This window comes from Exiguobacterium sp. s133 (assembly GCF_018618595.1).
In the GTDB taxonomy this organism is placed as follows: Bacteria; Bacillota; Bacilli; order Exiguobacteriales; family Exiguobacteriaceae; genus Exiguobacterium_A; species Exiguobacterium_A oxidotolerans.
This window is the reverse complement of record NZ_JACSMK010000009.1, coordinates 57158-83486: the sequence shown is the minus strand read 5'-3', so window position 1 is coordinate 83486 and position 26329 is coordinate 57158. Positions and strand designations below refer to the sequence as shown.

Below are 26329 nucleotides of genomic sequence, written 5' to 3'. Positions count from 1 at the left end.
GAGTGAATCTTATGACAGATTCCGAGCTAATTTCAAAGTTCAAAGACCTTGAGGATGTTTTTAATCTCAGTAATCTTGTAAATGATGCACTAAGGACTGTTGGATGGATATTAGTTCGGGGACTTGCTGTCATAATTGATGGATTAGAAGAAGTAACGAACACTATCCTTTTAACAAAGACATTCTTTAATAATCCAGAAGTGGTTGAATTCGTTCAGACGATTCAACCTTTTTTATATGTCATCTTAGCTGGTAGCTTTCTTTTTACAGGCTATTTGATTATCTTCCAAAAGAAGTTTGATCGGGAAGGCTTCTTAATCAACGTGTTTATCACTCTTTTAGTCCTAGGGCTACTTTCCCCTACGATGATAAAAGTAAATGATTTTTCAGATGAAGCGATTGCACAAACTAATTCGAGCAATTTGTATGACGACAATGACTCTACGATTTCAAATAAGATATTACTTCAGAACATCCATGATTTAGTACTCTACGATAAAAAAGATTTTAAAGTACCTGGACAAAAAGAAAAAATGAATAACATCCCTGAATCATTAGTTAAAAATCTGAGAGTCAACGAAGTCTTCAATCAAAATGATTTTGCGCTTTCTGATACAGGTATTAAACTTTCCGAGAGTTTTGTGATGTGGGATGGAAAAGAAGCTGTATTAGGCGAACTCGATCAAAGTGGCGTTGAATGGAACAACCAATATTACTATCGGTATCACCCGAACTGGCTGACAATCCTCGTCACGCTTGGGGTGATGGGTTTCACCCTCTTCTCAATTGCCTACAAGCTGGCTCGACTCTCGTTCGAGTTGGCTTTTAATTATGTCTTGGCGATTTTGATAGCACCCGCTGATCTACACAGCGGACAAAAGACGAAGAATGTCATCCAAAGCATCTTGAACACCTTTCTCGTCATCATTCTGATCTTCGTTTCGATCAAACTCTATACGATTGGAACGGCATACCTGGCCGATACACTGGACGGACTCGCCTATTTGATTGCATTGATTGCCTTCTCTGCAGCTTTAATTGATGGACCAAACATGGTCGAACGTCTCTTCGGGATTGATGCCGGTCTGAAGCGCGGTTGGGGTGTCGCACTCGGTGCGTATGCTGTCGGGAAAGGAACAGCGAAAGTGGGCGCTCGTGTCGCCGGTCAGACGATTAAGATGACATCACGCCCTGCCACTCCTTCTGTCTCGGAAGCAGCGAGTACGAAATTGCCACCGAACCCGCCACCGAATGGCGGTACACCCGCGAGTCGTCCAGATCGTTCGCCTGAGAGTGTTCAGAATCCATCACAAGCACAAGAGCGGACATCTCGTCCAGCAGGACCAGAGAACCAACAAAGCGAGTTGGTTGAGATGCCAATGCATGGTACGGTGCAAGAGGCTCAGGCTGCAGCAGCATCACCCGAATCTGTTCCACATCGTCCGGACTCTGTCACACAATCAACACCTGTGCTGCCATCGACTTCTCAATCGACAATACCTGCTACGCAACCGAAGATGTCTAATGTGTCGTCGAATGAACAACAGGTTACTTTGCCACCTGAAACGCCTATGACATCTCATCAGGTCACACAGTCTCCACAGACTTCCGAAGTAAATCGCAATCCTGTTACGTCTTCAGTGGATTCGACACCATTCGACAAAACGAATGCTAGTACGTCCGCTCATTCTGTAGAAACAACAGAGAATGTGTCTCCGAACATCACATCGTCTAGCTCTTCCAGCAGCTCACCGTCAACCAGTGATTCGCAGGAGACGTCATCCGGAACGCAGCGTCAGCGAAAATCAATCTATCAGACACTCGAGACCACGACACAAAAAGAACTCAAGCATGTCGAACAAGCCCAGACACGTGTGACGCAGGAATCATCCCGAATGTACTCGACGGATGTTCCGCGTCTAGACCCGAAAAAGGAGTGAGAACATGCAACAGCGCCAATACCGGATTCCGAACGAAGTCACGACCGAACTGAAAATCAATAAGATGCTCTACCTCTATGATTTACTGTTTCTCGTCGCCTTAATCATCGTCCGGTTGATTGCCCTTCCGTTCATCCCGGACGTCTTGCATCTCCCGTTCACGTGCTTCCTCGTTGGCTTCGGACTCTTTCTCGTTATCCGACCGACGACGAACCCGGAGAAACGGATGGTCCACGTGCTCTATTACGCACTGATCAAGAAGAAAGACACCTATATCGCGTTGGCCGACCGGAATGAATCTTCGAAAGGAGCGTGATCAGATGAGTTTATCGGAAGATACACGATTGAAAACAAGTCCTATGACCGATATTACCTGGCTCGACGAGGTTGAGTTGACGACACCACCAACACGCAAGGAAAAACGTGTCCGCATCCCGCCGTCAGTCGTCTCCATTTTGCCGATTATCGACTCAACAGCGCTCGATGTGTTCGAGATGCAGGACGGGACGTTTTGCGACATCATTCAACTGACTTCAAAGGATATTTACGGACTATCTGAGACGGAGAAGGACCACGACATCTTCTCCCTCGCCTATCTCTTACAAGCGTATGTCCATCCATTGAAGGTGATTCCGCTCAATACACCGCTTAATCTAGAAAAACAGAAACAACGGATCGAACGACAGCTGCGGCAGAATCAGATTGCCGCCTATCGTCCCTTCCTCCAAAAGAAGAAACAAGAACTGATCTACCTTGAGGAGCATCGCACGAATCGCGATTATCTCCTCTTTTTTTATGCTCCGGACGAGGCAATGCTCCGGGAACGGAAGCATCAATTAACGAAACTCCTTCGGCGCAGCAACCCGATGGTCGAACTGACGATCGAGCAGAAAATCCATGTGTTGTTCCAACTGCACAACCCGAATACGAAACCAACCCAGGACGGAAAGGAGTGATGACGTCATGTGGCGTACACGTTTTCTACGAAAGCAGGATCCTGAGACACTTAAACAACAGGACGGCTACAATCCGACATTCGTCCAAGCGATCCAGCCGCAAGGCGGACTCCGCTTCGAACCGAACTATGTCCGGACCGGTGACGGTTATCTCGCCTGCCTCCATGTCTATAAGTATCAGTCGACCGTCTATGATTTCTGGCTTGAGCCAATCCTTAACCTGCCAGGTGTCCTGACGACGCTCGACATCGGGACAGCGGACAAGCGAGAGATGATCCGGACGATCAATAAGTCGATGGCCGAGCAGAACACCCGCTTCGAGAATGCGAAAGATAATGTCGACCGGATTGATGCGCGTGAGACATATAAGGAACTGAACGAACTCTATGAACAGATCACGCAAGGCGAGACGATGAAGTACTTGCATCTCCGACTCTACGTCAAAGCAAAAACGCTCGAAGCACTTGAACGCCAGGTCCAGGACGTAATGGAAGAACTGGAAGCGCGGAACTTCCGTGCTGCCGTCTTCCTCAACGAACAGGAGTGGGAATGGCAGAGCCTGTTCTTGAGCTATGAGCAACAACAAAAATTACCGAACCGTCGTCGCGGGAAAGAGATTCCATCACTGTCGATTGGGGGTGGTTATCCGTTCCACTTCACATCGCTACAGGATCCGACCGGTACCTATTACGGGACGACCGACACGAACGGGAGTGTCATCTTCGACTTGTTCCATAAGGATAAACAACGGAAGTTTTACAACGCGCTGATGATTGGGAAGATGGGTTCCGGGAAGTCGACGTTGCTCAAAAAGACGGTCCTCGATCAAGCAATCAAAGGCAATCACGTTCGCATCTTGGACGTAACGGGCGAGTTCTCCGATCTCGTACGACAGCTTGGTGGAAAGGAAATCGCGCTCGACGGCTCCGCTGGTCGGATCAATCCGCTCCATGTCTATAAGACGGTGACGCACGCCGACGGTTCTGCGGACGAAGCACTATCGTTCATGCAACATTTGTCGAAGATCGCGGTCTTCTATCACTACATCAATCCGGCAGCCTCCCAGGAAGAATCAAACGAGTTCGAGATTCTGCTCCGGCAACTCTATCTTGAGAAGGGGCTATGGAACGAGGACGGTGACGCCCCAATCACGACGCATCAAGCAAACACCTACCCCGTCTTCTCCGATTTTTTGACGCTTGTTCGTTCCGAATTATATGCCGATGCAGCACGGACATCGATCCGCGAGACCATCAGCACGAACCGTGTCAGACGGCTAGAGAACATCGAACTCGCCATCACGAATCTTGTCCATAACTACGGCAACATCTTCGATGGACATTCCTCGATCGAGCGGTTCGACGAAGAAGCGATCGTTTCGTTTCCGCTACGAAACTTGACTAACCTGAAGGATGAAATCTTTCAGGCACAGGTCTTCAACCTGATGAATATGCTCTGGGACGGGATGATCCTCAATGGTGCCGGGCAACTGCGCAGCTACAACCAGGGCGAGCTATTGATTGAGGACGCCTTCAAGTATCTGATTGTCATCGATGAGGCACATCATCTGATCAACACGCGCGATATCGCCCAACCGGCGATTCTATACCTGCAACAGTTCATGCGGGAAGCAAGGAAATACTTCGGTGGTATCTTCTTCGCCTCGCACTTGATCACGGACTTCGTCCCGACCGGCTCGAAGTCGGAGAACGCCGAGAACGTCAAGACGTTGTTCCAACTGACGCAGTATAAGTTCGTCGGCGAGCAGGATGCAGAGAGCATCCCGACGATCCAGACCGTCTTCGATGGCCAGTTGACTGAGAGTGAGATGCGGTTGATCCCATCGCTCGAGACGGGACGCATCGTCCTTAGTGTCTCCGGCGTGAAGACCTTAATCTTCGATGTCGATGTCTCGCCCGAGGAGCTGACCTTGTTCGGAGGTGGTGCCTGATGTGGAGTACAGTCCGGCAATCGGCACGTGTCGCCGTCCGGATGAAATGGCGACTCCTGACCTTAAAGTATCGTCTGATTGCCCTCGGTATCGCGCTCCTTCTCCTCCTGCTCATCATTATCGTCGCAGGCATTCTCGATACGTTGACCGGGATCGAGAATGAGCAGGCGACGGAGACACCGATTGCTTACTCGGACACCAGCTTACAGGTTAGTGATGATGTCTTACAGTACCGCGAGGCGATTGCGCGTGAATTAAAGAAGGAACAACTCGAGGGACAGACGAACGTCGTCCTTGCGTTGATGATGCAGGAGAGCGGCGGACGCGGGAACGATCCGATGCAAGCGAGTGAATCCAAATGCGGACGGATTGGTTGCATCACTTCTTCCGATGAGAGCATTCGTTATGGGGTGAAACACTTCGCATCGGTCTTCCGACAAGCGAACAAAGACGTCAAGTTGACGCTCCAAAGCTACAACTTCGGGGGTGGCTTCATCGATTATGTCCAAGAAAACGGTGGACGCTACACGAAGCAACTCGCAATTTCCTTTTCACAGATGATGTACCAACACGTCAAGAAGAGTGGTATCTATCAGTGCCATCGTCCGAGCGCGATCGAGCACCAAGCCTGTTACGGTGACATCGAATATGTCGATGCCGTCCTCCGGTATCTGACGCCGACGGTACTGGCGGAAGGCAAGACAGGACCCATCAAAGGGAAACTCCATGCGCCCCTCGACATCCCGCTTCAGATGACGTCGGGATTCGGATCACGAATCGTTTTCGGAAAGACGGACGTTCATAAGGGCATCGACTTCAGTTGTCACGATACCGATACCGTCCACGCCGTCCGCTCCGGTACCGTCACGTATAGCGGCTTACGCGGACCTTATGGGCAGCTCATCCAGATCAAACAAGGAGAATGGATCACCGCTTACGCCCACCTTTCCGCACGCCAAGTCAAGGCGGGTCAGAAGATCGAAGCCGGACAAGCAATCGGGATGTGCGGTTCGACTGGACGTTCGACCGGGAACCACCTGCACATCGAATTCAAGACGAGTGATTGGTCCGGACACATTGATCCGGCACCACTCTTTTCTCTATAAGGAGGGATGCAACATGGCATTGACGAGTCGTCATCTTTTAGGACTCGTGCTGTTCTGTCTGTTACTGTCTGTCAGTGCCAACGTCTATCAATACCGTTCGTCGGCATCAGAGAGACCGCACATGACAACAGAGAAAAACAGAAAAGATTCGCAACCAGAGACGACCACGATGGACTCTCCTGTTCCCACTGACGGACAGGAGCAAGAGCACGATTCGACCATCTCTAAGAGCGCGGAACGCTTCATCACGTTTGCTTTCACGTGGGAAGACGGGACCTATCCCACGCGTAAACGACAAGCCGCCCAGTATATGTCGGAGTCCATCAAACGGACGTTATTCGCGAGTAGCGGAAGTGATGGCAAGTTCAACGCCTCCGTCTCGGACATCGAAGTCTTTCCGAACCATGACGATCCGGAGCATTGCCTCGTCCGCTTCCAACGGACCTTGACGATTGATGCCAACGGTTACGAAGAGACGTCGGATGAGCTGGTTGAACTGACTTTTACACATCATGACGGACGTTACATCGTCGATCAGATGAAGAGTCTTCACACGTCAGGAGGTGTCTAAATGCATCCAGGAAAGCGAAAGACGTTGACCCGTGACTGGTCGCGATTGTATCTCGGAACAGGCCTATTCTTCTTGATTGGTTTTCTGTTTTTTGGTTTCTCCTCCCTCTTCTTTGCTGAGGAACAACAGATCAATGCGACACCGATTGGTGAAGAAAAGCGGTTGAAGAATGGACAGAATGTCACGCTTCTCGACTGGTCGCATGACGCGAAACGGAAGCAAATGCGCGTCCGCCTCCAGTTCGATCAACCCCAAGACTACGCGACAAAACTTGTCACTCGCATCGCTTACAAGGAACGACCGACGGATGAGCAGCGCGTCCGCGTCGTCTATCACCAGGACCAACACTACGTCTTCGAAATCGAAGATGTACCGCGCGACTTTGATCAGCTAGCACTCCGCTTGTATGTCATTGAACCACAACAGTCACTCGAGAAGCTGAGTGCTACGAAGCGAGAAGATGCGCTAGTCGAATCACTCTATATGGATCAGCGTCGTGTCTCAAATAAGTCACTGCCTACTCAACAAGCGGACGATTATGCGCAACTTTTTCTCACTGACGAACACACACAAAGTCAAAAAAAGATCGAAACAATCAAGCACGAACAGATGGAACAAGCTTCGCTCATCCAACAAATCGAACAGGACATCGAGACGAAACAAGCCACGTTACCTGACCTGACACTCGACGAAGCAGTCGAACGTGAGGATGAAATCTTCAATCTGAAGCAGGACAAAGAAGAAGCACTTCTACGACAAACGGAACTGAAAAAACAACTCAGCCAAGAAGAGAAACGACAAGATCAGTTGCGCATTAAAGCACGTGAACTGAAATGGTAAGGTGGCACACACCGTGCCAAAATGCCATTTTTAGTGGCACAGGGTGTGACCTTTTAGCGATTTTGATGATATCAGGGAAACAATAGGCTCCGCCTAGGCTAGCACGCTGAGTGATAGCAGTTTCCCCTTATGCTCTTTTTCACGATTTTGAACTGTTTTTGTGTTTTAACCTTTTAAAAACCCAGCATACTATTAACAATCCTATTGATCTTTATCAACGCTTAACTCGATTCAATTACGTCACTTTTTTCGAACCTTTTTGTCTCATGATGTTGCATCTTCGACCAGATATGTTTCAGAAGTTCGACGATCAAGGAGACGCTCAAGGCTTCTCCAAGTGCATAACTGTGTTCCATGATTGATTGCATATGTTTCCTCCATTCCTTGTCTGAGCGGTAGCAGCTTTCTCACTTCTAATGACAGGAGGAACGAATGAATTGTTCGGAAAGAATTTCATTTCTTTGAAAGTAGAGACTCACTTTCGTGATGGAAGGAGGAAGACAGATGAATCTCTTGATTCGCGACATCGACCCCGTCCTCGTCAAACAACTCGACGAACAAGCGGAGAAACAGATGTGTTCCCGACAAGAATTATTAAAAGGATTGCTAACGACCTGGTGCGCGGACGGCGTCCAGTCGACGCAAGTAGCACGCCTCGAACGACAGCTCGAAGCGAACACCTTACACCTGAAGCGGAGCGCAACCGAACTCGAAGTATTGACTAAACTCTTCCGTGAGGTGATGCAGGATGACTAAGGTGCCCGGTGTCATCATCAAGTCGAAGTTCAAACTCCCTCAAGCAACCCGACGTGCGCGTCGCTATACGACGTACCTTAGTTACATCGATCGACCGGAAACGAAAGCTCGGTCGCAACAGTTTGAGAACTATCACGATTATATGGAGGATGAACTGAAATCGAGCGGTCTGTTCACAGCGACGCAAAATCGATTGAATGCGACTGAACGAGAGCAATTGCGTGAAGTCTTTCGACGGGCGCAGGAGAACGGCAGCATCCTCTGGCAAGATATCATCTCGTTCGACGAAGCGTGGTTACAAGAAGTCGGCGTCAAAGAAAATCGCTACATCGATGAGCAACTTTTGATGCAGGCGACACGGAACGCAACTGCACTGATGATCGAAAAGGAACAGATGCTACACGCGACATGGACCGCCGCCATCCATTACAACACGGACAACATCCATATCCATGTCGCGACAGTCGAGACGATCCATCCACGCGAACGCGGTAAACGGAAACCAAAAACGATTGAAAAGATGAGGGCACAAGTCGTCCATACGCTTGCCGACCGGACACGTGAACAAGAAAAACTGAATACCTTCATCCGCGATGAGGTTTTGGCGCACAAGCACAATCGCTCAACAGAGTCTCTTTCAAATCGAATCTTGCACCCGGAACTCGTTCGGCAGTACAAAACGATTCAGAAACAACTACCGAACGACAAGCGGCAATGGTATTACAGCATGAACGGTATGAAGGAACTGCGTCCTTCACTCAATCAATTTACTGACATGTATCTTGCGACCTACTTCGAAAAAGAGCACAGCGAATTTAAACAACAACTCGATACAGAGGTCGCGTTCTACGAGCGGAGTTATGGATCGGCATCCCAAGCATCAACTTATCGTAAGACGAAAGAAGAGGATCTCTACAAGCGAATGGGAAACGCCGTCCTGTCCGAGATACGTGAGTCGTCCAAGCCAACTCAGAAGCTTGCGAAGAAAGTTGCATCTTCGCCCAAACAACGAATTCAAGCGACGTTTCGACGTGAACGGATCATGCAAGAGACGCTCTATCGAATCGGACGACACATGAACGATGAATGGGACCACATCAAGAATCAGCGCGCGTTTGAACAACTCGAACAGGAAGTTCAATACGAAAGGTAAGGTGAACCGGAATGGAAGAGACGAAGCAAGTCCGAGTCCGAATGAGTGCCGTGACCGCTGAATTTTTAGAGGAGTATCGCGAGCGGGAACGACTGTCCGGGATTGGTCCGGCAATCGATCACATCATCCGTGACTATCAAGAGATGATCAAGAAGCAATGGGATTTGAACTATATCAGTCGTTCCGTATCAAAACAGATCGAACAAGAGTTGACCATGTTCTGGGAAGAACAAATCACAAAGAGTCTCTCTCCGTTACGAAAGAGCGTCCAACAGACAGACCTTCAAACACAGGTATTGATTGAACTGGTGCAAGCCTTAATGCAGACGGAAAGCATCGAGGATATCATCCCGACGACAGAATACCGTCCTTCGTTCCTTGAGACAGCGGAGACGGCCGTCAAATCACGGATCGACCAACGAAAGCAGCATAAGCATTCGGATGAGGAAAGGATGACCCACAAATGAGACAACTGGAAGCTTTCACACTCGCAACGTTTCTCGAACTGCAACCGACCTACGTCACAGTCTTGATTCATCAAGCGCGATACGACATCCCTGTCTCATATGACGAATATTCGTTCCTTGAGATCTTGCAAGAAGATCCTCTGTTGTTGCTACCGGTATCACGTGATCGTCGTCATCTACTACTGGATCAACTCGCTGCCGATCCGATTGCCCTGCAGGAACTAGAAGATTTCGAAGGTGCTGCTGATTCGCCCGTTTCGTATGAAGGAGCGTGAGACACATGGCATACAAGAAGAAAACACGTGAGGATTATCAGAAGGAAGTACAAGCATTGACCGACAAGATGGAGACGCAGCTCGCTTCTCACTTCGTCAGTCAGGAGAGCATCAAGGAACATCTAGACTTCATGAGCCGATTCCACCGCTACTCGACTCGGAACATGCTATTAATCGAGGAACAGTTCCAAGGCGCCCGTGCCGTCGGTTCCTATGCGTACTGGGAGAAGCAAGGCGTCCAGGTCCAAAAAGGAGAGAAAGGCATCAAGATTTTTGTTCCCTCCCCCGTTACTTTCATTAAGCGAGATACGGATTGGATAGCATGGAAGGACGCAACGAAGACAGAACAAAAGCGCGCCAAGGAAGGTGCTCTTCCGACGTGGAAAGCGATGTACTATAAGATTGGTCACGTCTTCGAGTACACGCAAACCGATGCTCGTGAGAAGGGGCTCGAAGTCTCTGAACTGTTTGCTTCGTATCATCGAAATGGATCAATCCGTGAAGCACAGTCATTTCGTCGTGCGTTGAACGGGATCGCTGAGACACAAGGCGTGATGTTACTCGATCAGCCGATTCATGAACTAGGGACCGCGAAAGGGTGCTTCTATCCAGAGCTGAACGCGATTGCCCTGAATCCGCGGAACTCGGACATTGAGAACGTCATCGTCCTGATCCATGAACTCGCGCATGCGAATTTGCATAACACAGAACGAAACGAAGAGCGCGGAATCGAGTTGAATCCGCACGAGAAGGAATTCCAGGCGGAGATGGTCGCCTACACGGTTGCGGCTCATTTCGATTTTCCGACAGACGAGTTTTCATTATCGTACCTCGCCAGCTGGACACAAGGGAGAGACTTGCGCGATAAAGAAGAATTGTTGCATGAAGTCCATCAGACATCCGGTCATTTCATCCGTGAGATCCATGCTTCGCTCGAGCAGGAGCAAGTACTTGAACGGGAAGCATCGCCTCTCAAGATGATCGAACATATCGAGAACAAGTCATACATTACGGATCAGGGGATGCCATTAGCCGAACGGCTCGAGCGGATCATGCAACACACCCCGGAAGACGTCGGAGCTTACCTGACGAGTATCGCTAATCAAGACACGCAGCAGGATCTCTCGACGTTCGATGAGCCGATGATGCTCGTCCATGGAGCGACAGACTTCTTCGAACCCTTCGCGAAAGCCAACGACCGCGACTTCGACGAACACGAGACGATTGCCTATACATTGGTTATTCCTGGAGAAGAACCGATCAGTCAACACTTCCAGGGTCTTGAGGAAGCAAGTAGTCCGTTACATCATATCCTGAAGACGGAGATCGTCAGCAAAGAGACAGAGCAAGTACTTGAGAAAGCGTGGTATGACGAGATGGTTTCGACAGAAGACCGCGACTTAGAAAAGGTACGACAAATTGTGACGCGTCACTTCAATGTGCCGGAACAAGATTTCCGTAGTCGCTAAAATCACTTCCTTCTTTTAGTCGAATTCAAGTAATATGAAAGAGCAGGATAATACTGACAATACGGATGAAGAGGAGGATGTAATTTGAATAATAATCAAGCGATTGCTTATGCTATCATCGCGATGGAGCAGCTCGGCTACACACGTGAACAAATCGAAAAAGTGCAAGCCAGTATGCTGTCTGAGATGGATTGGACGGATGAAAAAACGGCTGAGAAAAAAGCTGGATCCATCCTTAACAAATAAACAAAAAGATGAATCATCAACACTAATGATTCGTCTTTTTGTTATTGCTATATTTGTTATTAAAATAAATATCTATTTTTTTATACAGAAGCTTTAGCAATCCATTTTCCAAGATTATTATATCCATCATCGTTAATATAATCGTACACTCCAGAAACGATTTCATTGAAACTTAAACTTTCACCAAGGACATTTGTACCTATTATCTTTACTGTACTTGGATTTATAGATTTCAATCCTGTAACCATATCTCTAATATTTCCTATTTTCACACCAATAATAGTATTACCTTTTCTATAACTTTCTTCTATTTCATACCTGACATATGGCCTGTTCAAAGTCTCCTCTCCCAACAAAACAACGGTAACTGACGTACCTTTCAGCTGTTGGTCAATCCACCTTTTCACTGCGTTTTCTCCAGTTCGTTTTATCTTTTCAAATTCTGCTTTATCAATAAATCCGGCTTCTTGAATACTTCTAAACACACCAGAATTCCTTACGACATTTGCTCTTCTTACATCATTTTCATAATGAAAGCTAAAAAAAACTTTTTTATACATTATTCTTCACTCTCTTTCTTCATTATTGATGATATTTAATAATTTCTAGGATAGTATCAATAATTTTTGTTGAATCATTATGGCTCGAGTCCAACTTCTTAAATAGTTTTTTTAATTCACTCGTAGAATTAGGATAATATTCATCAATATTAGAATTTATCTTCTTCCATAATTGTTTACTTTGGTAACCAGTAGCTCCGACTGGTATCAAAATTTTATTCCGTTTTTTTGCTATTTTAAATTCTTTTTTTATTCCATCAGCATAAATAATCTTATCTTTTTCAAGTTTGTTACCCATTATAAATATAACGACACCGCAGTCCTTCATAATATTTTTTCTGTATTCATGCCATTTCTTTTTTTTATGTCTATGCTCTTTTTGAGAGAAAGGACGAATTTTTATAGCAGAATCTATGTCATTGTTTTGTGTGATTTCCATACCTGACAACACACCACTTAGTACTTCGTTTCCAACGTACAATCCTAAGCCAGTTGTAATTCGATATCCCGATAAATTTAATTGCAGTGCAAGATCACTAATAAAATCACTAGGACTTTGGATAATATTCCATTCTTTATTAAGTAAATCGCTGTGACTTCCTGAAATAAAAACATTTTTCGCCATATGTTTTTTCTGGATTTTTAATAGTATTTCAGTTATTTGGTCGTAACTATCTACTAATATAGATTTTATTCCATATCTCTCTAAATCCTTAATACGTAAGTATTGCTTATTCTGCGAATATGCTACTTTTTCACGCTTTATATCTTCATTTCTTTCTTCTTTAAATTCAGGATCGCTTTCTTTTATTAATTTAAAAAAGCAATAATGTGTTCTAAAATTACCCTCCAACATGATTCTGACTTTCGATAAGATAGTCTCAAGATTCGGGTCGTCAAAACTAAATCCAATAAACAAAAAAGTTTTTGAAATTAAATCGTTTTTCAAAGCTAAAGTAAAAAGTTCGTTTTTTTTGTCGTATATTTCATAATCATCTTTTATCAGCACAGCTTCATGAGCACGATTTATGTCTCCATGCATTTTAAAAACTTTTACATCTGATCTTTGTACATCGATAGATAAGTCATGAACACTTTTCTTAGAATCATACTTTTTATTTGCAAGCTTTAAGCTCTCTTCAATATATTCGTCATAATTTGTTGTCCAATAATTCTTGATTGGTAAACCAGATAATATTTTGTGATTTTTAGTAACTTCACCTTGAGTATTAATATGTTTTTTTATTAAACGTGTTATTTGATTTCGCGAATTAGACTGATTATAAATATACTGTGCTACAGATACTAAGTCGTACTCTTTATCTACATCTATTTGAATCTTTTCAGCAGCCTCTCTCAGCAAATCTTTCCAACTAACTGCTCCAGCACCTACTGATAATCCAGCTCCTGCGAATATTGCTGCATTTCCATACTCGATTTCATCGGTAAAATCATTTATAAAGTTGTCAATTTCTTTTTCATTATAAAAAAGCATATTAACCTCCGCCTTCCTTATCAGCCCAACAATACTTCATCTGAATTACGGTACTGTGCGTATAAAAGATCTAAAGAATGGATTCTTTTCCCGAATTCCATTTCTTGTTTTATCCATAAATCTAAATTTTCTTTTTTTAAAGGAAGTAATTTATTCAGGTATTCAGTTACATCGTATGCAATATCCAGGCTATTTGCCTCAACATATGCACGTTTCTCTATTAATGTACTGTGACTTCTATTTGGTTTTTTTCGTCTAATTAAATTCGTCATGACTAACTCACTGTAAATCCACGGAGATTTAGTAACATCAAAAGATTCTTTAGAAATTCTTTGTACAGAATTTTCAGACTCAAAAAAAATAACTATTTCTGATCGATCAATCATTTTTGTAAGAGCCATTGAAAGCATCATATGAACGTGGCTTGTCGAATAATTTCGTAAATTGTAATCATAAAATCCTCTTTTATCGTCGAAACAGTATCTATCATCAATTAATTTCAATAATTCTTCAGAATTTCCCCAGATACAGGAATCAATAAAGACCGTCAGTCCGAACACATCATTTAACCATCCAGCAAAAGCAATAACATCTTCTTCATCTCTATGTGAATGCGATAAGAAAACATCTATATCATTAAGTTGTGGGAACCAATCACTTTCTAAACTATTTCCATTTATAGTGTTAGTTCCGTTGTATAGATAATTTGATAAGTTATTTTTTATTGTTATTTTCTGATTGTCATATATCCGTTTACCGCGAGTGAACCAATGTCTATACTTCTCTGCTGTTTTTAAATTAAAAGCCAAGTACATTTTTTTACCTCCGCAACGAATTTTCTATTTTTGAAGTCATTTAAAAGATAAAATCATGTATTTAAATACAAAAAAGATTAAAGATGATTTACTAAATAATAGAACGTTAGTTCCTAAATAGCAAATTGATTATTTAAATGAATTAAATTAATAAAGAAGTTATTTTAAAACTACTTATTTTTAATTCAGATGTCGTAACTATTTTTCTATTGCAATTCAATCTCCTTTTCGCCTAGCTCTTTTCCAGCCATTCCTTGAGTCGCTTTCAATGTGACGACCTCTTGTGGATCATCGATGTCGTAAGCCATGATTCCCTTCGCGGTACCACCTGGTTTGATGTCATCGAGTTGATGTTCTAAATAAGAGGCATACTTCTCTTCTTGTGGCGTCATGCCTACCTCTAACTTATTGATCGTATCGGTTCCTTCCTGTGTCGCTTCGAAGCAGGCAATCCACGTGGTCATTCCATTCAATGGTTCCTTACTATCATTTGTCGTCTCGTATGTGAAGACGAGTTGTGGCTTCTCGCGGAAGTATTCTTTACTTGGCTCAAGCACTTCTGTCGAAAGGATCTTGACTGTCGCCATATCGATTTTCAGAGTATCATCCTTGAAATAAACATCCTCTTTTTTCGTTTCCACTATCTCGACTTTTTCGGTCGGATTTGCCGTCTTCTTAGGTGAATCTTGTGCTGCTTCTTCTGTCCCACATCCAACGAGTGATAACCCTAGCCCAACGATGACGACCGCTTGTCCTAACTTATTCATCTGCTTCAGCTCATTTCCTTTTTAGTCTTCCCATAGTTCTTCCATCAACTCATCGATTTCGTTGGAGAGTCGTTGCCGCTCTTGGTCATCCTTCTCGATATGACCGTACTCATCGATCCAGATGACATCACCGGATTCAACCGTCATCGGAAAGCGAGAAATAAGGATGTCCCGCATCCCGTCGTCGAACTCGACGACGACCCACTTTCCTTCAATGCGATAGATGATCCCTTTACGCTTACTCATTTCGACTTCTTGATCGTGTAGGACGATCCGTTCCCTTCAAAGACGATTGTCCCATTCTTATCCGTCCGCAACATCGTCGCCTTCGCCCGCTTCAGGTTCGTTACGACTTCGTTCGTCGGATGTCCGTATGCGTTCTTGCCGACACTGATGACGGCATATTTCGGTTTGACGTATTTGAGGAACGTCGCACTCGTCGAGGTCTTCGCCCCATGATGCCCGACCTTGAGGACATCCGCACGAAGCGTCTTCTTCTTCGCAATCATGTCTTGTTCCGACTTCAGTTCCGCGTCTCCCGTGAACAAGAACGTATTCTTCTTATAGGCAACGTGTAACACGGCACTCCAGTTATTTAAATCACTATTCGCGTAGTCCTTGATTGGTCCGCGAATTGCGCCTTCACGCCTTTAACAGGAAGCGAGACTCCTGCTTTCGCCGTCTTGATCGTCAGCTTCTCGCGTTTGACGGCCAGCAAGAAATCCTTATAGGCTTGCGTCGTGTGTTTGACCTTCGGGGCATAGACACTCTTGACCTTGAACGAGTCGAGGACTTCATCGAGTCCACCAATATGATCGGCATCCGGATGCGTCGAGATCAGCATCTCGATGTCGCCGACCTTCTGTTTCTTCAGATAAGCGACGAGTGCATCGCCTTTCCCCTTGTTCCCGCCGTCCATGACGATATCCTCACCACTCGGCATCTTGATGTAGATCGCATCACCTTGTCCAACATCGATGTAATGGACTTTGATTTTCGGCGTCGCGGCCTCCGCACCCTGTAACGGTCCTACCAATAAGCCCACACTTGCGAGTACTAGGCTGGCGCCCATCCATTTTCTCTTCATCTTGCATCGCTCCATTCTCTATTCGTAAGTTATTTTCATTATACAGTGAACATCAGGATAAAGTTGGGGATATTTCCCACCTACTGCTTTTTGTTACTAGGTGCAGTATTTTAACGAAGAAGCCCATAAAAAAACAGACCTTCAAGAGGTCTGTTCAGACTGAAGACAAAGTAGCGTTTTTTCTTTTGATTGAGAAGAACCGCTTTTTCTTTCACGCTTCCGGGTATAAAACTAGCATAAATATTTGGAAGAGGAGGAATTATTATGATGTTGGTCTTTTTTCCCATCATAATGATTACTGCATCAACAAAAAGTACTTTTCATCAATAGAAACAAAGCAACATTAAAATTAGCTTGAGCGAAATGATTCTCTCATGAGTACCTTTATTCTTCATTCGTTTAACCTTTTGGGCTTGACCGGTAGAACAATGACCTCATTTTTCGTCCAAATATTAGCTACGCCAGTCAAAACTATGATTACAATATTCCTCTAAATATTTTCTTAATCTATTCTTTCTTTAGATTCAAGTTCTATTAAATACGTAATCCAAAGGTAACTGAGAGCAATAAAGCTCAAAGGTATCTTTAAATTATCGCCTTTAAAGTATTCCATTATAAGTAAAATCGTAGCTAATACAGCAGAATATGCTGCTAATTTAATCTTTATTTCTTGAATATCAACTTTTTTATACACTAGATGATATGTAAACCAAGTAAGAGATTCAATAAAAATACAAAAATAGATTATAAAAAAACTCTCTTTTTCTGATAGTTCTTCTTTTAAATTTATATCTAATATAAAAAACAAGCTTTGAATAATAAAAATAAATATAATGCTCATAAATCCAAGGCAAACAACATAAGACTTTATTGTAAACGAATTAAATATTTTTTTTAAATTAGTCGACATAATTTCGAAATTAAAAATAAATAATAAAATAATTATTAGAGCTATAAAAGATAAAATAACCAAATTAAATTTAAATATATTACCTGTGATAAGTTTAAATATCGCAGTAATTAAAAGCCAAATGAAAAAAACAATTGCGAAATTTTTAATTCCTATTTTGTTTTTTCTCATAAGATAACTTTCGAATTTAATAAGAATAATAAAAAATAGCATTATGTTTCTCAATAAAAACATCACCGATTCTCCTTAGTTCATTTAACTGTTAAAAATAAATAAAGTATTAGAGAATTAATTATATAACTTTTCAAATCAATTAACCCTTTTATTAAATCGATGATTTCTTTTGTTTACTTATTTTGAATTCTTGACCGTATATGATAATTCGGTGCCTTCAAAGACGATTGTCCCGCTCTTATCCATCCGTAGCATCGTCGCCTTCACTACACGAATTTGTTCATAGAGTGTCCGTAAGCGTTTTTACCAACAATGATGACGGCATACTTCGGTTTGACGTGTAATTGAGAAGCGTCGCTTTGACCATGATGCCCGACTTTCATAACGTCCATACGCAACGTTTTCTTCTTCGCGATTATACCCTGCTCCGACTTCAGTTCCGCGTCTCTTGTGAACAGGAAAGTATTCTTCTTATGGGCGGACGCGTAGCACGGCACTCTAGTTGTTTAGATTACTGTTCGCGTAGTCATTGACCCGCGCTATGGACTGCGTCTTAACATCTTTAACAGGAAGCAAGACTCACGCCTTCGGTGTCTTGGTTTTCAGATTCTCGTGCTTGACGGCCATCAGGAAGTTCCCATAAGCTTTTTGCGTCGTATGTTTGACCTTCGGCGCATATACAACTCTTGACATTGAATGAATCGAGGACTTCATCGAGTCCACCGATGTGATCGGCATCCTGATGCGTCGACATCAACATCTCGATGTCGCCGACCTTCTGTTTTTTCAGATAGACGACGAACTAATCGCCCTTCGCTTTGTTGCCACTGTCCATGGCGATTAGTCATCCATTCTTTGATAAATACAAAAAAATTACATAACAATATAAAAAAGAAGGAATAATGAATTATCAAAACGAAGATCAAATATTACTGGTATCACACGGTAGTCTGTCTTAGTGGATAAACTATTTAAGAATGACAGAATAGTATACACAAAAAGTATTACGCTGAAGCAATTTACGATAAGCAGGCACTACGATACAATGAACGGTATCAAGCTGACGAAGAACGAGTTCCATCCTTATCGAGAAAACTTAATTTATATCAACATATCGTAAGAGGATCACAGGTACATAAACAACGTCAAGACAAGAAATAGTTCTTCTAAGCGCTTTATCTAAAATATGGACTATTGTAGGAGGTTATTTATGTTTGATTTTAATAGAGTATTTATATCTTTTGGAATTGATTACAGTGAAAATAAGTTTTGTACACCAGTTAATTTTCGTCAGTTCAATAGTTTAATAAATCTTCCTTCTAAGCCTTTAAAAGGAGGGTTTTGGGGATCGGAAAAATATTACATGAATGATTACCATTCAGCATGGCACAAATATATAATTGAAACCTTGAACCCAAAATATTTTGAAAGTAAGTTTAATAACAAATCAACATTTTTTAATTTAAAGGAAGATTCAGAAGTTTTAATTATAAAATCTTTTGAAGATATCAATATAACCTTCGATGAGAACGGGTTCAAAACTTCATCTATACCTTTAAGAACCATCCAGGTTTCTGGTGATGTTCCTAAAAGTTTTGAAAAACAACTATATATAGATTTTGAAATCACTTCAGAATTTTTCGATGCTATATATGTAAGCGAGGACTTTATCTCTAAAGTAAATTGGATTTTAAACGAATATGAACGACGTATTAATGCCGGAGAGCAAGAATACGATGATACTCAAGTTACTCCTGAGCTTGTATTTAAATCGGCAATTTTTGAAGATTGGAGTGTAGGATCGATTTTAATATTAAAAAGTAAATGTATTAATTTTTTAGAAAAAGTTAGGCTGTGATATTTCCTTTGGGATTAGGTAGTTGAAATAATAAAAGTGTCCGTCGATTGATGCGAATCTACTGGGTGATCCGCCGAAAACGATCAAAATATGTCCGAAGTCTTCCGCAGCAAACGGTAAAGAATATCTTAAATCGTGATTTTCAAGTGGTAGGACCGAATCAAAAATAGGTAACCGATGTTACGAAACTGAAGTATGGCGTCGGTCATTCGAATAACAACGAACTCCGTTATGTGATTCAACAATACATCTGATTCTATAATGAAAAATAGTACCAAGAACGACTAAACAGCTTAAGTCCATTAGGATTCAGGACTTAAGCCGTTTAAGATTTTTTTATTATTTTGCCCGTCTAATTGATGAATAACAATTCACCACCAAGAAAGATTGATTTTTTAAATTTAATAGATCGATCAAAAAGGGTTAGAAACTACTTACTTATCTAATATGCGTATCAAGTCAGTCATATAACAGAAAAAACATTTCGAATCAACGTGATGATTGCTCTGTCATCTCGTGATGGATGCTGACGATATGTCTTTGCACCGCTGCGGTAATGTCGTTGATACCCTTTCCGCTCGAATACCCTCCATAATCTTTGCTATTCCAATCTAGGTCCAATGCTTTATCGTGGACAATCAATTCATTGGCAGGGTTCATATAGCTCTCGAAGAAGTTTTCGAAGTCCTGCTTGGACGGAATGCTTTCTTTGTATACCATTGTGAATACCTTATCGAATATCCGCAACATTATTTGGAACCCCATAGACTTAACCAGAACGTGACTTTTCTCGTCAGACCAAGCAATCGGATAAACTTTGCTTACTGCCTCAAAATAGTCATTTAGAAGTTCTGCAATCCGATGCGCCGCAAGGCCTACTGGTACCGCGTTAAGAACATGATCCTCGACGAGTTTAACAAGCGTACTGTTAGTGACATACGATTTTGGATAATCCTTAGGTCTCGGGCCATCGATATCTTTGATACGTCGGTACAAGATTGACCAATCCTCTTGATTCAACATCGTCACGATATTATGAGATATCTCTTCATCACTACTGAGAGTACCCGATAAAGCTTTCATAGCCAAAGAATGAACAGTACTTGGTTTCTCTTGATAGATATTGATGTCTGCGAACACTTTGGCCATATCCTTAGATGGAAGGTCCACATAGACAGTGACAGGGAGTTCCATATCATGTTTTGTGGCTCGATAAAAACCTGCCGTTCTATGATGCCCATCAATCATAGTACCCGGAAAAATATTCTCATCACAAAGATATCCATCAGCATCGACCTCTGCTTCGGTGACTACGTTCTCAAACCCTTCTAGATCAATGATGAAGTAAGATATTTCTTTATTTGTATGATCTGTTTCCAAAGATACGTACTCATGACTAGTCACCAAACTAAGGACGACTGCATTAGGCGAAGAGTATTTAGACTCGTCTTCTTTTACGATTTTTTCGATATTACTCACTTTCGAATCCTTCAATGCTCGCTGGATTCCTTCTGGGTTATCATAGTCTCGAGGAATGCGACGTAGTAAAGCGTGAGTAGCACTAACAGGAAGCTTACCTGTTCTCATTTTATAGGCATTTTTTTGGTTTAGTTCGACGAGCATTAACTTGAATGTATTTCCGTAGCTCGACTTGAGGTTTCTTAACAACTCAAGTAAATCATCACGGGTAATGGAATACGTTTTTGCCACGATTTTCCCTCCATTCTTAGATAAAAGACTTTCGAGCATCATAACCATTAGACTTCTTTAGGTTACATTGAGCGCAAAGGAGCTGAAGATTCTTCAATTCGTCCGTGCCACCTCTCGATAACGGGACGATATGATCGACATGAAAACTTCCATCTTTTCGACCACAATGTGCACAAAAAACTGCCTCTCTCTGTGCTTCGATATAGCATCTGATCAATTTCTTGTCGCGTGATGTCTGCTTTCTTCCGTTGTAAATATTCCACAATACCCGAACCTCACTAGGAGTGGGGGGAACGGTGAACTTCGATGTCATATAGACCCTGAATTCTTCTCGTCCGTTTGGAGAATTCCGCCATTTTCTCAATTGTTCCTCAGTCGGTCGAATAGAATCAATCACGTATTCTTGTACTACCGGAAACACTTTCATGAATAATTTTTCCTGATCAATGTCGAATTTCGATAAAAATGAAGTTAATTCATGCATGATATGCCTCCTAAAACTAAACGATTTGATTGCTGAGGCCCTTAGATTGAGATCATCATTTTGAGGTTTGTCTTTTGAGGTTTGACTCTTGAGGTTATTTACCTCAAGTATAGATTTGATAAACATTTTATACAGTAAATCATGTATTTATCTATAAAACTAAATAGTAATTCTTTATGTAAATTAATGAGTTCACGATTTTCATACGTCCTCCATCTTTCATCTCTTTGAATCTTGAGCAGAACGCTAAAAATTATGAAGCCCGTTTTGGTGTGAAGAAGAGTAATAGAGCATTATCGCAGAAAAGATCCAAATTCTCATTAAAATTTACACTTCACTCGAGTAGTAGAAAATACTTGAACGTGAAGCTTTTCCGCTCAAGACGATCAAATATATCAAGAACGTTTCACGAATTATGTATAAAGGATGGACATTCCTCGAAAATATACCTAAATATCTCTATGATTTGAAACGGTAAGTCGAAACTATGTTTGCAAATAGCCGATTTATTCCTGATACATTAAACAATAGAATCTTATTTGGAGAAATTGCTGACCATACTTTAGCGACTTCCGTTATGGAAGTAGATGTAAATCATACTCCTTCAATGCTTTCCGTACACTAACATGGTATACGTCCTTTCCTCCTCCACCAGAAAAAACTAATCCAATCTTTACCGGAAGAGCTTTCTCTCCAGCTTCTTGTATAAGTCTTTCCATATAGCTCCTCCACTAATATATTAATTTCGCTCCACTCTCATCTGTTCGTAGCAGCGTTGACTTGACTTGACCTGTTTTAGTTTTTTCACAATTTCCGTCGTTGAATATTCATAAATATTTTTCCGAATGGTGTTGACGTGTACTTGAGCAACTTCACATTCGTAGATGTCTTCGCTTTAACTTCAGCTCTGCGTCTCCCGTGAATAGAAATGTATTTTTCTTACAGAAGACATGTGCAGCATGAAGCACCCATTAATCCAATCACTGTTCGTGAAGTCCTTGACCTTCTTCTTAATCTTCAACAACTTGCCTTCGCCGTGTTAACCTCGCTTTTTGTGTTCGATAAAGTATTACCTACCCTTTTCTTAATCATGTGTTAGAAAACAGATACCTTCCGATTTTTCGAGCAGCAATGTATGCTACTAAGGCATCCTCTGGATAAAAAAGTCTTTTTCTAGAATCGTCTTGGTTTACATCGTGTTTTGAAAAATTGTATAACGTAACAAACTTAAACATACCTTCGATCACCATCGGATCTAATTTTCTTAATGAAGATATTTTGTGAGTTACTTTTCCTAAAGTAGAATTAAAGTTACGAAGTGTTCCTAGTGTTTGTTGATTAATAATGTATTGTCTCGATACAGCTTCTAAATGCATACCTGAATATTGTACGACGTAACGACAACCGTAGGTAATACCTCTTTCTAATTCGCATGCTGCGTACTGCAAAGGTCTAAAGAATTCTCTTTCAATACCTCCAGGAAAAGGATTATCTAATGGATTTTTAGGCATATTGTACCCTCCTATCCCTCCGATTTCCTTATCTATTTCCCAAAGGGGAGATAATAAATGTTCTTCATCACCATCTTGTAACTTTAAAATAGTTTTATCAATCATTTGCCTTTGCTTTTCATTAAGTAAATTTTTATATAACCATTTTGATTCTTCGAGCATATTATCCATGTTATTTCACCATCGACTCGTCAAATTTAGTTAAACATTATATTACATATTACCAACTTTTACCACTAAGAATTTAGTGTTCTCAATCTATAAGCGATTAAATTAAATTCTTTAAGTCCAAGTTTCGTTTTATCTTTGTCTATCTATTATCTGTTCGTAAGTTATCTTTATTATACAGTGAATAACAGGATAAAGTTGGTCATATTTTCCTCCCACACTTTTTTTAACAGGTCATATCTTTTAACAAAAAATCCATAAAAAAACAGACCTTTAATGGGTCTGTTCCAAATAATGTTTCTGAACAAACGAGGTCAGTACATCAATATTAACGAACCAGGTCACATGCTCGATAGAACCATCTACCTCTCGCACTAATCGAACTTGCGCATCGATGACGGTCACCTTTTGTGGCTGATCCATCATATCGATCCATTTCTTCGATTCCTCATTTTTCAAAGTTGTACTCATTTTCGTCACTCCTCTTTAGTTTGCTTGAATACAGCATACAGTCGTTAAGAACATCGTACGAATCAGTTTAGTCGAGATAAGCACGGCGATAGCTGAATCAACGAAGGAGTTAAAAACAAATCTAGGACTATTTCCACTTCATCCTTTAGAAAACAATGAATCGTTCAGAACAGGAATTTCCATAATAACTGGTACGTGCAGATTAAATCAGTTTAAGACTCCTAAACTTACTTTTCTGGTCTTACCACGCTGCGTGCCTTTCGTCGCAAGGATCGGGAACAAAGAGATGCTTCATGCTAGTGATGGAAGCTCTCTTTATCGATTCATCAGGAAGGCAGTGACGAGGAGGGTGTTGCTGTCATGTAGCATATAGACTGACGCATGAGCCTGAAATCTCTTTAATTATCTTCACTAACACAGACAGATTAGATGGCAACGTACATCTGAGGATTCAATCAATGATCTAAGAAGTGTATAGACCTCCCCACAGCGATTCTACTACTCTTCTGTGACAACTTCTCAACACCTATTACGAAATCTCTCTGGACCGCTGTGGATTCGTCCCCTGCAGGTTTGTTTCTTTCCTCACTTGGATTTGACACAAATCGATTCCGTGTCCGCTTGTACATGTTTCAAAGAAAAACGGAGCCATTTTTCCTCCATATGCACATAGAAATTATAACAATCAAAAATGATATATCTTCCCCTTCATTCGAGTACTTTTCGAAAAACTAAAAGGCACCAACCCGAAGGTCAGTGCTTTGATTTACTGTTTTTCATAAATATATGTCTTCTTTTTATAATCATAGTTGAAAAATAGATAATAATCAGTATTCCCACTGTAGCTTCGAGCTTTATAGTATATCCAAGATTCTTTGTTAGGAAACAGATTTTTATTATTCTTGTCTACATAACCAAACTTCGTTAAGTCTGATGTGTATAGATGATCAAACACACCTAGTCCTTTACCTGATAGAATCTTATCTACTTGATTGATGGTCATACCATAATTAGGTTTTTTATTCTCATAGAACTTTTTCATGGAAGGATTTTCTGGAGAGTAGCTTTTCCATCCTACATATAATGCTTCATTATCTTTTTTAGTAAACAAACCTAATCCAATTTTATGAGAATACATACTGTTGCTATTCTTATCATGAGCATAAAATCCAAATTCGTAATTTTTACTCTTATCAGAAATGTCGCGATAAAAAGGTCTCTTATCAAAGATTGTAGCTCCATACTCTTTTTTCAGATGGGATTTGTAGGTCTTACCGTAAATTAATTTAGCTACTTCAACTACTGTCATCCCAGTCTTTATCTTCTTGTAAACTTCATATTCCTTTGATGCTGCGTTTGCTGATTTTGGTAATATTAATGTTACTGATAATAACAACGTCAATATCAACACTTTTATCAGTAGTGGTGAGTGGCTATTTGTAATGTTATTCATCTTATCCTCACCTTTCTAATGTAATTAGATATTTCATCCTAAATAAGGAGCTTAAAATTATCTTATTAGTAAAAGACATCATATTTTTCGTCGTCGATTTAGATGATTGGAAACGTCATACGTTCAAATCTAATCTCATCAGAACGTATGAATTATGATCTTTTTTCTTTAAAAAGAGCGGGTTTCTCTCTCATCCTTATGCAAGATCAATCTAAGTACCATTTCCAACGGACCCAAACAATATCAGATTCTTCTAAGAAAAAGTAGTTTGCAAATTCTTCTTTAACCATGAATAAGAAGTTACAATCATTTTCAAGATTTCCTATCATACATCCAGTCACAAACTGATGACAGTTATCATCTAAAAGGTTATATTTTCTTCTTTGAGATAAATTTTTGATCGCTTCTTCCGCTACATCTGGATCTCCTATTGGTAACATCGTATGTTTAATCACTGGAATAAAGATATCTTTATCCGTACTAAACAAATTACCAGTAAACTCTTTTAAACTAACTGTTTTAATATGTCCTCTACCATCCAGTTCAATAACGCTTCCATTACCTATGTATATACCCGAATGTTCGGCGGTCGCTAATTGACAATAGATAACAGCTCCGACAGCAGGTTCCTGCATAAAGTTATATGATTTATTTAGAATTGATGAATATCTATGAATCGAAGTTTTTTCTCGTCTCCACAACATTGGAGCAACTATAGTTTGTAATATCTTCCGGTTAGACGGAGTAACTTTAATTTTGTTTAGAATTTTATTTTCCATTTTTTACCTCCCCCAATTTTCGCATCTCATGTATTTTATTTCTTTCAAAAGGAACTTCTAAGAACCTGATCAATCACTACTTCACGTAAGGCTTACAGAGCGAGCATTATTCGTTCTCATCCTGGACTAGCAGATAAAAAGAACAATTTCATGCCGTATTTCACTTTACTTGGTTTTTTTATAACACTGTTTGATTCTGGAATCATCAACATATACAACTTGAAAGTTCGGTTATTAATTATCTAATTTTAAGTTTGTATAAATATTATACAACCCAAAAAAGGAATATACCTTTTCATAAATTCTTCTATCTCCTAATGAAATTTTATCTTCAGCTTTCTCATTGAGACATGTTTT

The 26329-nt window shown here is 41.4% G+C and carries 28 protein-coding genes and 1 pseudogene; 14 read left to right on the top strand and 15 right to left on the bottom strand.

The genetic code is table 11. The features are described 5' to 3' along the window. Nucleotides 1–11 precede the first annotated feature (11 nt). From KNP96_RS12270 to KNP96_RS12240, 7 genes are read left to right on the top strand one after another with little or no spacing between them, the layout of a single operon-like run. Nucleotides 12–1940, top strand: coding sequence for a pLS20_p028 family conjugation system transmembrane protein (locus KNP96_RS12270; RefSeq protein WP_214770817.1), 1929 nt, complete (start codon nt 12–14; stop codon nt 1938–1940). 4 nt (nt 1941–1944) lie between these two features. Further along, nucleotides 1945–2256: a DUF5592 family protein gene (locus KNP96_RS12265; protein ID WP_026831506.1), complete on the top strand. Its 312-nt coding sequence runs from the start codon at nt 1945–1947 to the stop codon at nt 2254–2256. 4 nt (nt 2257–2260) lie between these two features. Then, nucleotides 2261–2896, top strand: coding sequence for a hypothetical protein (locus tag KNP96_RS12260; protein ID WP_214770815.1), 636 nt, complete (start codon nt 2261–2263; stop codon nt 2894–2896). Nucleotides 2897–2903: 7 nt separating this feature from the next. Then, nucleotides 2904–4847, top strand: coding sequence for a VirB4 family type IV secretion system protein (locus tag KNP96_RS12255; protein ID WP_214770813.1), 1944 nt, complete (start codon nt 2904–2906; stop codon nt 4845–4847). After that, on the top strand, nt 4847–5953 hold the full coding sequence (locus KNP96_RS12250; protein WP_251135783.1) for a lysozyme family protein: 1107 nt from the start codon (nt 4847–4849) through the stop codon (nt 5951–5953). The genes KNP96_RS12255 and KNP96_RS12250 overlap by 1 nt, the downstream gene beginning before the upstream one ends. Before the next feature lie 13 nt (nt 5954–5966). Beyond that, nucleotides 5967–6524 carry a hypothetical protein gene (locus KNP96_RS12245; RefSeq protein ID WP_214770811.1) on the top strand — a complete coding sequence of 186 codons (558 nt, stop codon included), beginning with the start codon at nt 5967–5969 and terminating at the stop codon, nt 6522–6524. Next, on the top strand, nt 6525–7364 hold the full coding sequence (locus KNP96_RS12240; protein WP_214770808.1) for a hypothetical protein: 840 nt from the start codon (nt 6525–6527) through the stop codon (nt 7362–7364). A gap of 221 nt (nt 7365–7585) precedes the next feature. Here the strand turns inward: KNP96_RS12240 and KNP96_RS12235 are convergent, their stop codons facing one another. Beyond that, on the bottom strand, nt 7586–7732 hold the full coding sequence (locus KNP96_RS12235; RefSeq protein WP_214770805.1) for a hypothetical protein: 147 nt from the start codon (nt 7730–7732) through the stop codon (nt 7586–7588). A 136-nt stretch (nt 7733–7868) separates the two neighbouring features. On the opposite strand from KNP96_RS12235, the gene KNP96_RS12230 reads away from it, so the two are divergent. The 6 genes from KNP96_RS12230 (at nt 7869) to KNP96_RS12205 (ending at nt 11730) form a co-directional block, all read left to right on the top strand. Next, nucleotides 7869–8120 (top strand): hypothetical protein, encoded by a 252-nt coding sequence (locus tag KNP96_RS12230; RefSeq protein WP_214770802.1) that lies wholly within the window; start codon nt 7869–7871, stop codon nt 8118–8120. Further along, a complete protein-coding gene (gene mobP2 / locus KNP96_RS12225) occupies nt 8113–9273 on the top strand; it encodes a MobP2 family relaxase (RefSeq protein ID WP_214770799.1) in 1161 nt (386 codons plus the stop codon). The genes KNP96_RS12230 and mobP2 overlap by 8 nt, the downstream gene beginning before the upstream one ends. A gap of 11 nt (nt 9274–9284) precedes the next feature. Then, complete coding sequence (locus tag KNP96_RS12220; protein WP_214770796.1) at nt 9285–9740, top strand: hypothetical protein; 456 nt, start codon at nt 9285–9287, stop codon at nt 9738–9740. Beyond that, the gene (locus KNP96_RS12215) at nt 9737–10015 is read left to right on the top strand and encodes a hypothetical protein (RefSeq protein WP_214770794.1); all 279 of its coding nucleotides are present in this window, start codon (nt 9737–9739) and stop codon (nt 10013–10015) included. The genes KNP96_RS12220 and KNP96_RS12215 overlap by 4 nt, the downstream gene beginning before the upstream one ends. A 5-nt stretch (nt 10016–10020) precedes the next feature. Then, nucleotides 10021–11484 carry an ArdC-like ssDNA-binding domain-containing protein gene (locus KNP96_RS12210; protein ID WP_214770792.1) on the top strand — a complete coding sequence of 488 codons (1464 nt, stop codon included), beginning with the start codon at nt 10021–10023 and terminating at the stop codon, nt 11482–11484. Nucleotides 11485–11568: 84 nt separating this feature from the next. Beyond that, complete coding sequence (locus KNP96_RS12205; protein WP_214770790.1) at nt 11569–11730, top strand: hypothetical protein; 162 nt, start codon at nt 11569–11571, stop codon at nt 11728–11730. An 80-nt stretch (nt 11731–11810) separates the two neighbouring features. Here the strand turns inward: KNP96_RS12205 and KNP96_RS12200 are convergent, their stop codons facing one another. The 8 genes and pseudogenes from KNP96_RS12200 to KNP96_RS12165 all read right to left on the bottom strand — a co-directional run bounded on the left by KNP96_RS12200 (nt 11811) and on the right by KNP96_RS12165 (nt 18328). Further along, nucleotides 11811–12290, bottom strand: a complete 480-nt coding sequence (locus KNP96_RS12200) for a TIR domain-containing protein (RefSeq protein ID WP_214770788.1) — start codon at nt 12288–12290, stop codon at nt 11811–11813. A 22-nt stretch (nt 12291–12312) separates the two neighbouring features. Continuing rightward, nucleotides 12313–13785 (bottom strand): SIR2 family protein, encoded by a 1473-nt coding sequence (locus tag KNP96_RS12195; protein WP_214770786.1) that lies wholly within the window; start codon nt 13783–13785, stop codon nt 12313–12315. Between the two features lie 20 nt (nt 13786–13805). Beyond that, on the bottom strand, nt 13806–14600 hold the full coding sequence (locus KNP96_RS12190; protein ID WP_214770782.1) for a hypothetical protein: 795 nt from the start codon (nt 14598–14600) through the stop codon (nt 13806–13808). A gap of 206 nt (nt 14601–14806) precedes the next feature. Next, the gene (locus tag KNP96_RS12185) at nt 14807–15367 is read right to left on the bottom strand and encodes a DUF5067 domain-containing protein (RefSeq protein ID WP_214770780.1); all 561 of its coding nucleotides are present in this window, start codon (nt 15365–15367) and stop codon (nt 14807–14809) included. Nucleotides 15368–15388: 21 nt separating this feature from the next. Next, nucleotides 15389–15613 carry a DUF3006 domain-containing protein gene (locus KNP96_RS12180; RefSeq protein ID WP_214770778.1) on the bottom strand — a complete coding sequence of 75 codons (225 nt, stop codon included), beginning with the start codon at nt 15611–15613 and terminating at the stop codon, nt 15389–15391. Next, nucleotides 15610–16454 (bottom strand): annotated as a pseudogene (locus tag KNP96_RS12175) (ComEC/Rec2 family competence protein). Before KNP96_RS12175 ends, KNP96_RS12180 begins: the two are co-directional and overlap by 4 nt. 502 nt (nt 16455–16956) lie before the next feature. Continuing rightward, a complete protein-coding gene (locus tag KNP96_RS12170) occupies nt 16957–17598 on the bottom strand; it encodes a hypothetical protein (protein WP_214770776.1) in 642 nt (213 codons plus the stop codon). A gap of 502 nt (nt 17599–18100) precedes the next feature. After that, entirely contained in the window at nt 18101–18328 is a 228-nt protein-coding gene (locus tag KNP96_RS12165; protein WP_285801458.1) for an MBL fold metallo-hydrolase, read from the bottom strand. A 420-nt stretch (nt 18329–18748) separates the two neighbouring features. On the opposite strand from KNP96_RS12165, the gene KNP96_RS12160 reads away from it, so the two are divergent. Beyond that, on the top strand, nt 18749–19396 hold the full coding sequence (locus tag KNP96_RS12160; protein ID WP_214770772.1) for a hypothetical protein: 648 nt from the start codon (nt 18749–18751) through the stop codon (nt 19394–19396). Between the two features lie 489 nt (nt 19397–19885). On the opposite strand, the gene KNP96_RS12155 is transcribed toward KNP96_RS12160, so the two are convergent. The 6 genes from KNP96_RS12155 to KNP96_RS12130 form a co-directional block, all read right to left on the bottom strand. After that, a complete protein-coding gene (locus KNP96_RS12155) occupies nt 19886–21106 on the bottom strand; it encodes a DGQHR domain-containing protein (protein ID WP_214770769.1) in 1221 nt (406 codons plus the stop codon). Nucleotides 21107–21122: 16 nt separating this feature from the next. Then, nucleotides 21123–21590 (bottom strand): HNH endonuclease, encoded by a 468-nt coding sequence (locus KNP96_RS12150; RefSeq protein ID WP_214770767.1) that lies wholly within the window; start codon nt 21588–21590, stop codon nt 21123–21125. A gap of 1088 nt (nt 21591–22678) precedes the next feature. Further along, on the bottom strand, nt 22679–23272 hold the full coding sequence (locus tag KNP96_RS12145; protein WP_214770765.1) for a hypothetical protein: 594 nt from the start codon (nt 23270–23272) through the stop codon (nt 22679–22681). 270 nt (nt 23273–23542) lie between these two features. Beyond that, nucleotides 23543–23740, bottom strand: coding sequence for a hypothetical protein (locus tag KNP96_RS12140; protein WP_214770763.1), 198 nt, complete (start codon nt 23738–23740; stop codon nt 23543–23545). Nucleotides 23741–24506: 766 nt separating this feature from the next. Continuing rightward, the gene (locus KNP96_RS12135; RefSeq protein WP_214770761.1) at nt 24507–25193 is read right to left on the bottom strand and encodes a hypothetical protein; all 687 of its coding nucleotides are present in this window, start codon (nt 25191–25193) and stop codon (nt 24507–24509) included. Between the two features lie 206 nt (nt 25194–25399). Then, nucleotides 25400–25972 (bottom strand): lecithin retinol acyltransferase family protein, encoded by a 573-nt coding sequence (locus KNP96_RS12130; RefSeq protein ID WP_214770759.1) that lies wholly within the window; start codon nt 25970–25972, stop codon nt 25400–25402. Nucleotides 25973–26329: the final 357 nt, after the last annotated feature.

Coding starts and splice junctions, on each gene's coding strand:
- KNP96_RS12140 (WP_214770763.1), bottom strand. CDS start 23,740: ATGAGTACAACTTTGAAAAATGAGGAATCGAAGAAATGGATCGATATG.
- KNP96_RS12220 (WP_214770796.1), top strand. CDS start 9,285: ATGGAAGAGACGAAGCAAGTCCGAGTCCGAATGAGTGCCGTGACCGCT.
- KNP96_RS12150 (WP_214770767.1), bottom strand. CDS start 21,590: ATGCATGAATTAACTTCATTTTTATCGAAATTCGACATTGATCAGGAA.
- KNP96_RS12230 (WP_214770802.1), top strand. CDS start 7,869: ATGAATCTCTTGATTCGCGACATCGACCCCGTCCTCGTCAAACAACTC.
- KNP96_RS12190 (WP_214770782.1), bottom strand. CDS start 14,600: ATGTACTTGGCTTTTAATTTAAAAACAGCAGAGAAGTATAGACATTGG.
- KNP96_RS12130 (WP_214770759.1), bottom strand. CDS start 25,972: ATGGAAAATAAAATTCTAAACAAAATTAAAGTTACTCCGTCTAACCGG.
- KNP96_RS12250 (WP_251135783.1), top strand. CDS start 4,847: ATGTGGAGTACAGTCCGGCAATCGGCACGTGTCGCCGTCCGGATGAAA.
- KNP96_RS12135 (WP_214770761.1), bottom strand. CDS start 25,193: ATGAATAACATTACAAATAGCCACTCACCACTACTGATAAAAGTGTTG.
- KNP96_RS12160 (WP_214770772.1), top strand. CDS start 18,749: ATGTTTGATTTTAATAGAGTATTTATATCTTTTGGAATTGATTACAGT.
- KNP96_RS12235 (WP_214770805.1), bottom strand. CDS start 7,732: ATGCAATCAATCATGGAACACAGTTATGCACTTGGAGAAGCCTTGAGC.
- KNP96_RS12185 (WP_214770780.1), bottom strand. CDS start 15,367: ATGAATAAGTTAGGACAAGCGGTCGTCATCGTTGGGCTAGGGTTATCA.
- KNP96_RS12195 (WP_214770786.1), bottom strand. CDS start 13,785: ATGCTTTTTTATAATGAAAAAGAAATTGACAACTTTATAAATGATTTT.
- KNP96_RS12200 (WP_214770788.1), bottom strand. CDS start 12,290: ATGTATAAAAAAGTTTTTTTTAGCTTTCATTATGAAAATGATGTAAGA.
- KNP96_RS12245 (WP_214770811.1), top strand. CDS start 5,967: ATGGCATTGACGAGTCGTCATCTTTTAGGACTCGTGCTGTTCTGTCTG.
- KNP96_RS12270 (WP_214770817.1), top strand. CDS start 12: ATGACAGATTCCGAGCTAATTTCAAAGTTCAAAGACCTTGAGGATGTT.
- KNP96_RS12215 (WP_214770794.1), top strand. CDS start 9,737: ATGAGACAACTGGAAGCTTTCACACTCGCAACGTTTCTCGAACTGCAA.
- KNP96_RS12145 (WP_214770765.1), bottom strand. CDS start 23,272: ATGGATAATATGCTCGAAGAATCAAAATGGTTATATAAAAATTTACTT.
- KNP96_RS12180 (WP_214770778.1), bottom strand. CDS start 15,613: ATGAGTAAGCGTAAAGGGATCATCTATCGCATTGAAGGAAAGTGGGTC.
- KNP96_RS12260 (WP_214770815.1), top strand. CDS start 2,261: ATGAGTTTATCGGAAGATACACGATTGAAAACAAGTCCTATGACCGAT.
- KNP96_RS12240 (WP_214770808.1), top strand. CDS start 6,525: ATGCATCCAGGAAAGCGAAAGACGTTGACCCGTGACTGGTCGCGATTG.
- KNP96_RS12265 (WP_026831506.1), top strand. CDS start 1,945: ATGCAACAGCGCCAATACCGGATTCCGAACGAAGTCACGACCGAACTG.
- mobP2 (WP_214770799.1), top strand. CDS start 8,113: ATGACTAAGGTGCCCGGTGTCATCATCAAGTCGAAGTTCAAACTCCCT.
- KNP96_RS12170 (WP_214770776.1), bottom strand. CDS start 17,598: ATGTTTTTATTGAGAAACATAATGCTATTTTTTATTATTCTTATTAAA.
- KNP96_RS12210 (WP_214770792.1), top strand. CDS start 10,021: ATGGCATACAAGAAGAAAACACGTGAGGATTATCAGAAGGAAGTACAA.
- KNP96_RS12255 (WP_214770813.1), top strand. CDS start 2,904: ATGTGGCGTACACGTTTTCTACGAAAGCAGGATCCTGAGACACTTAAA.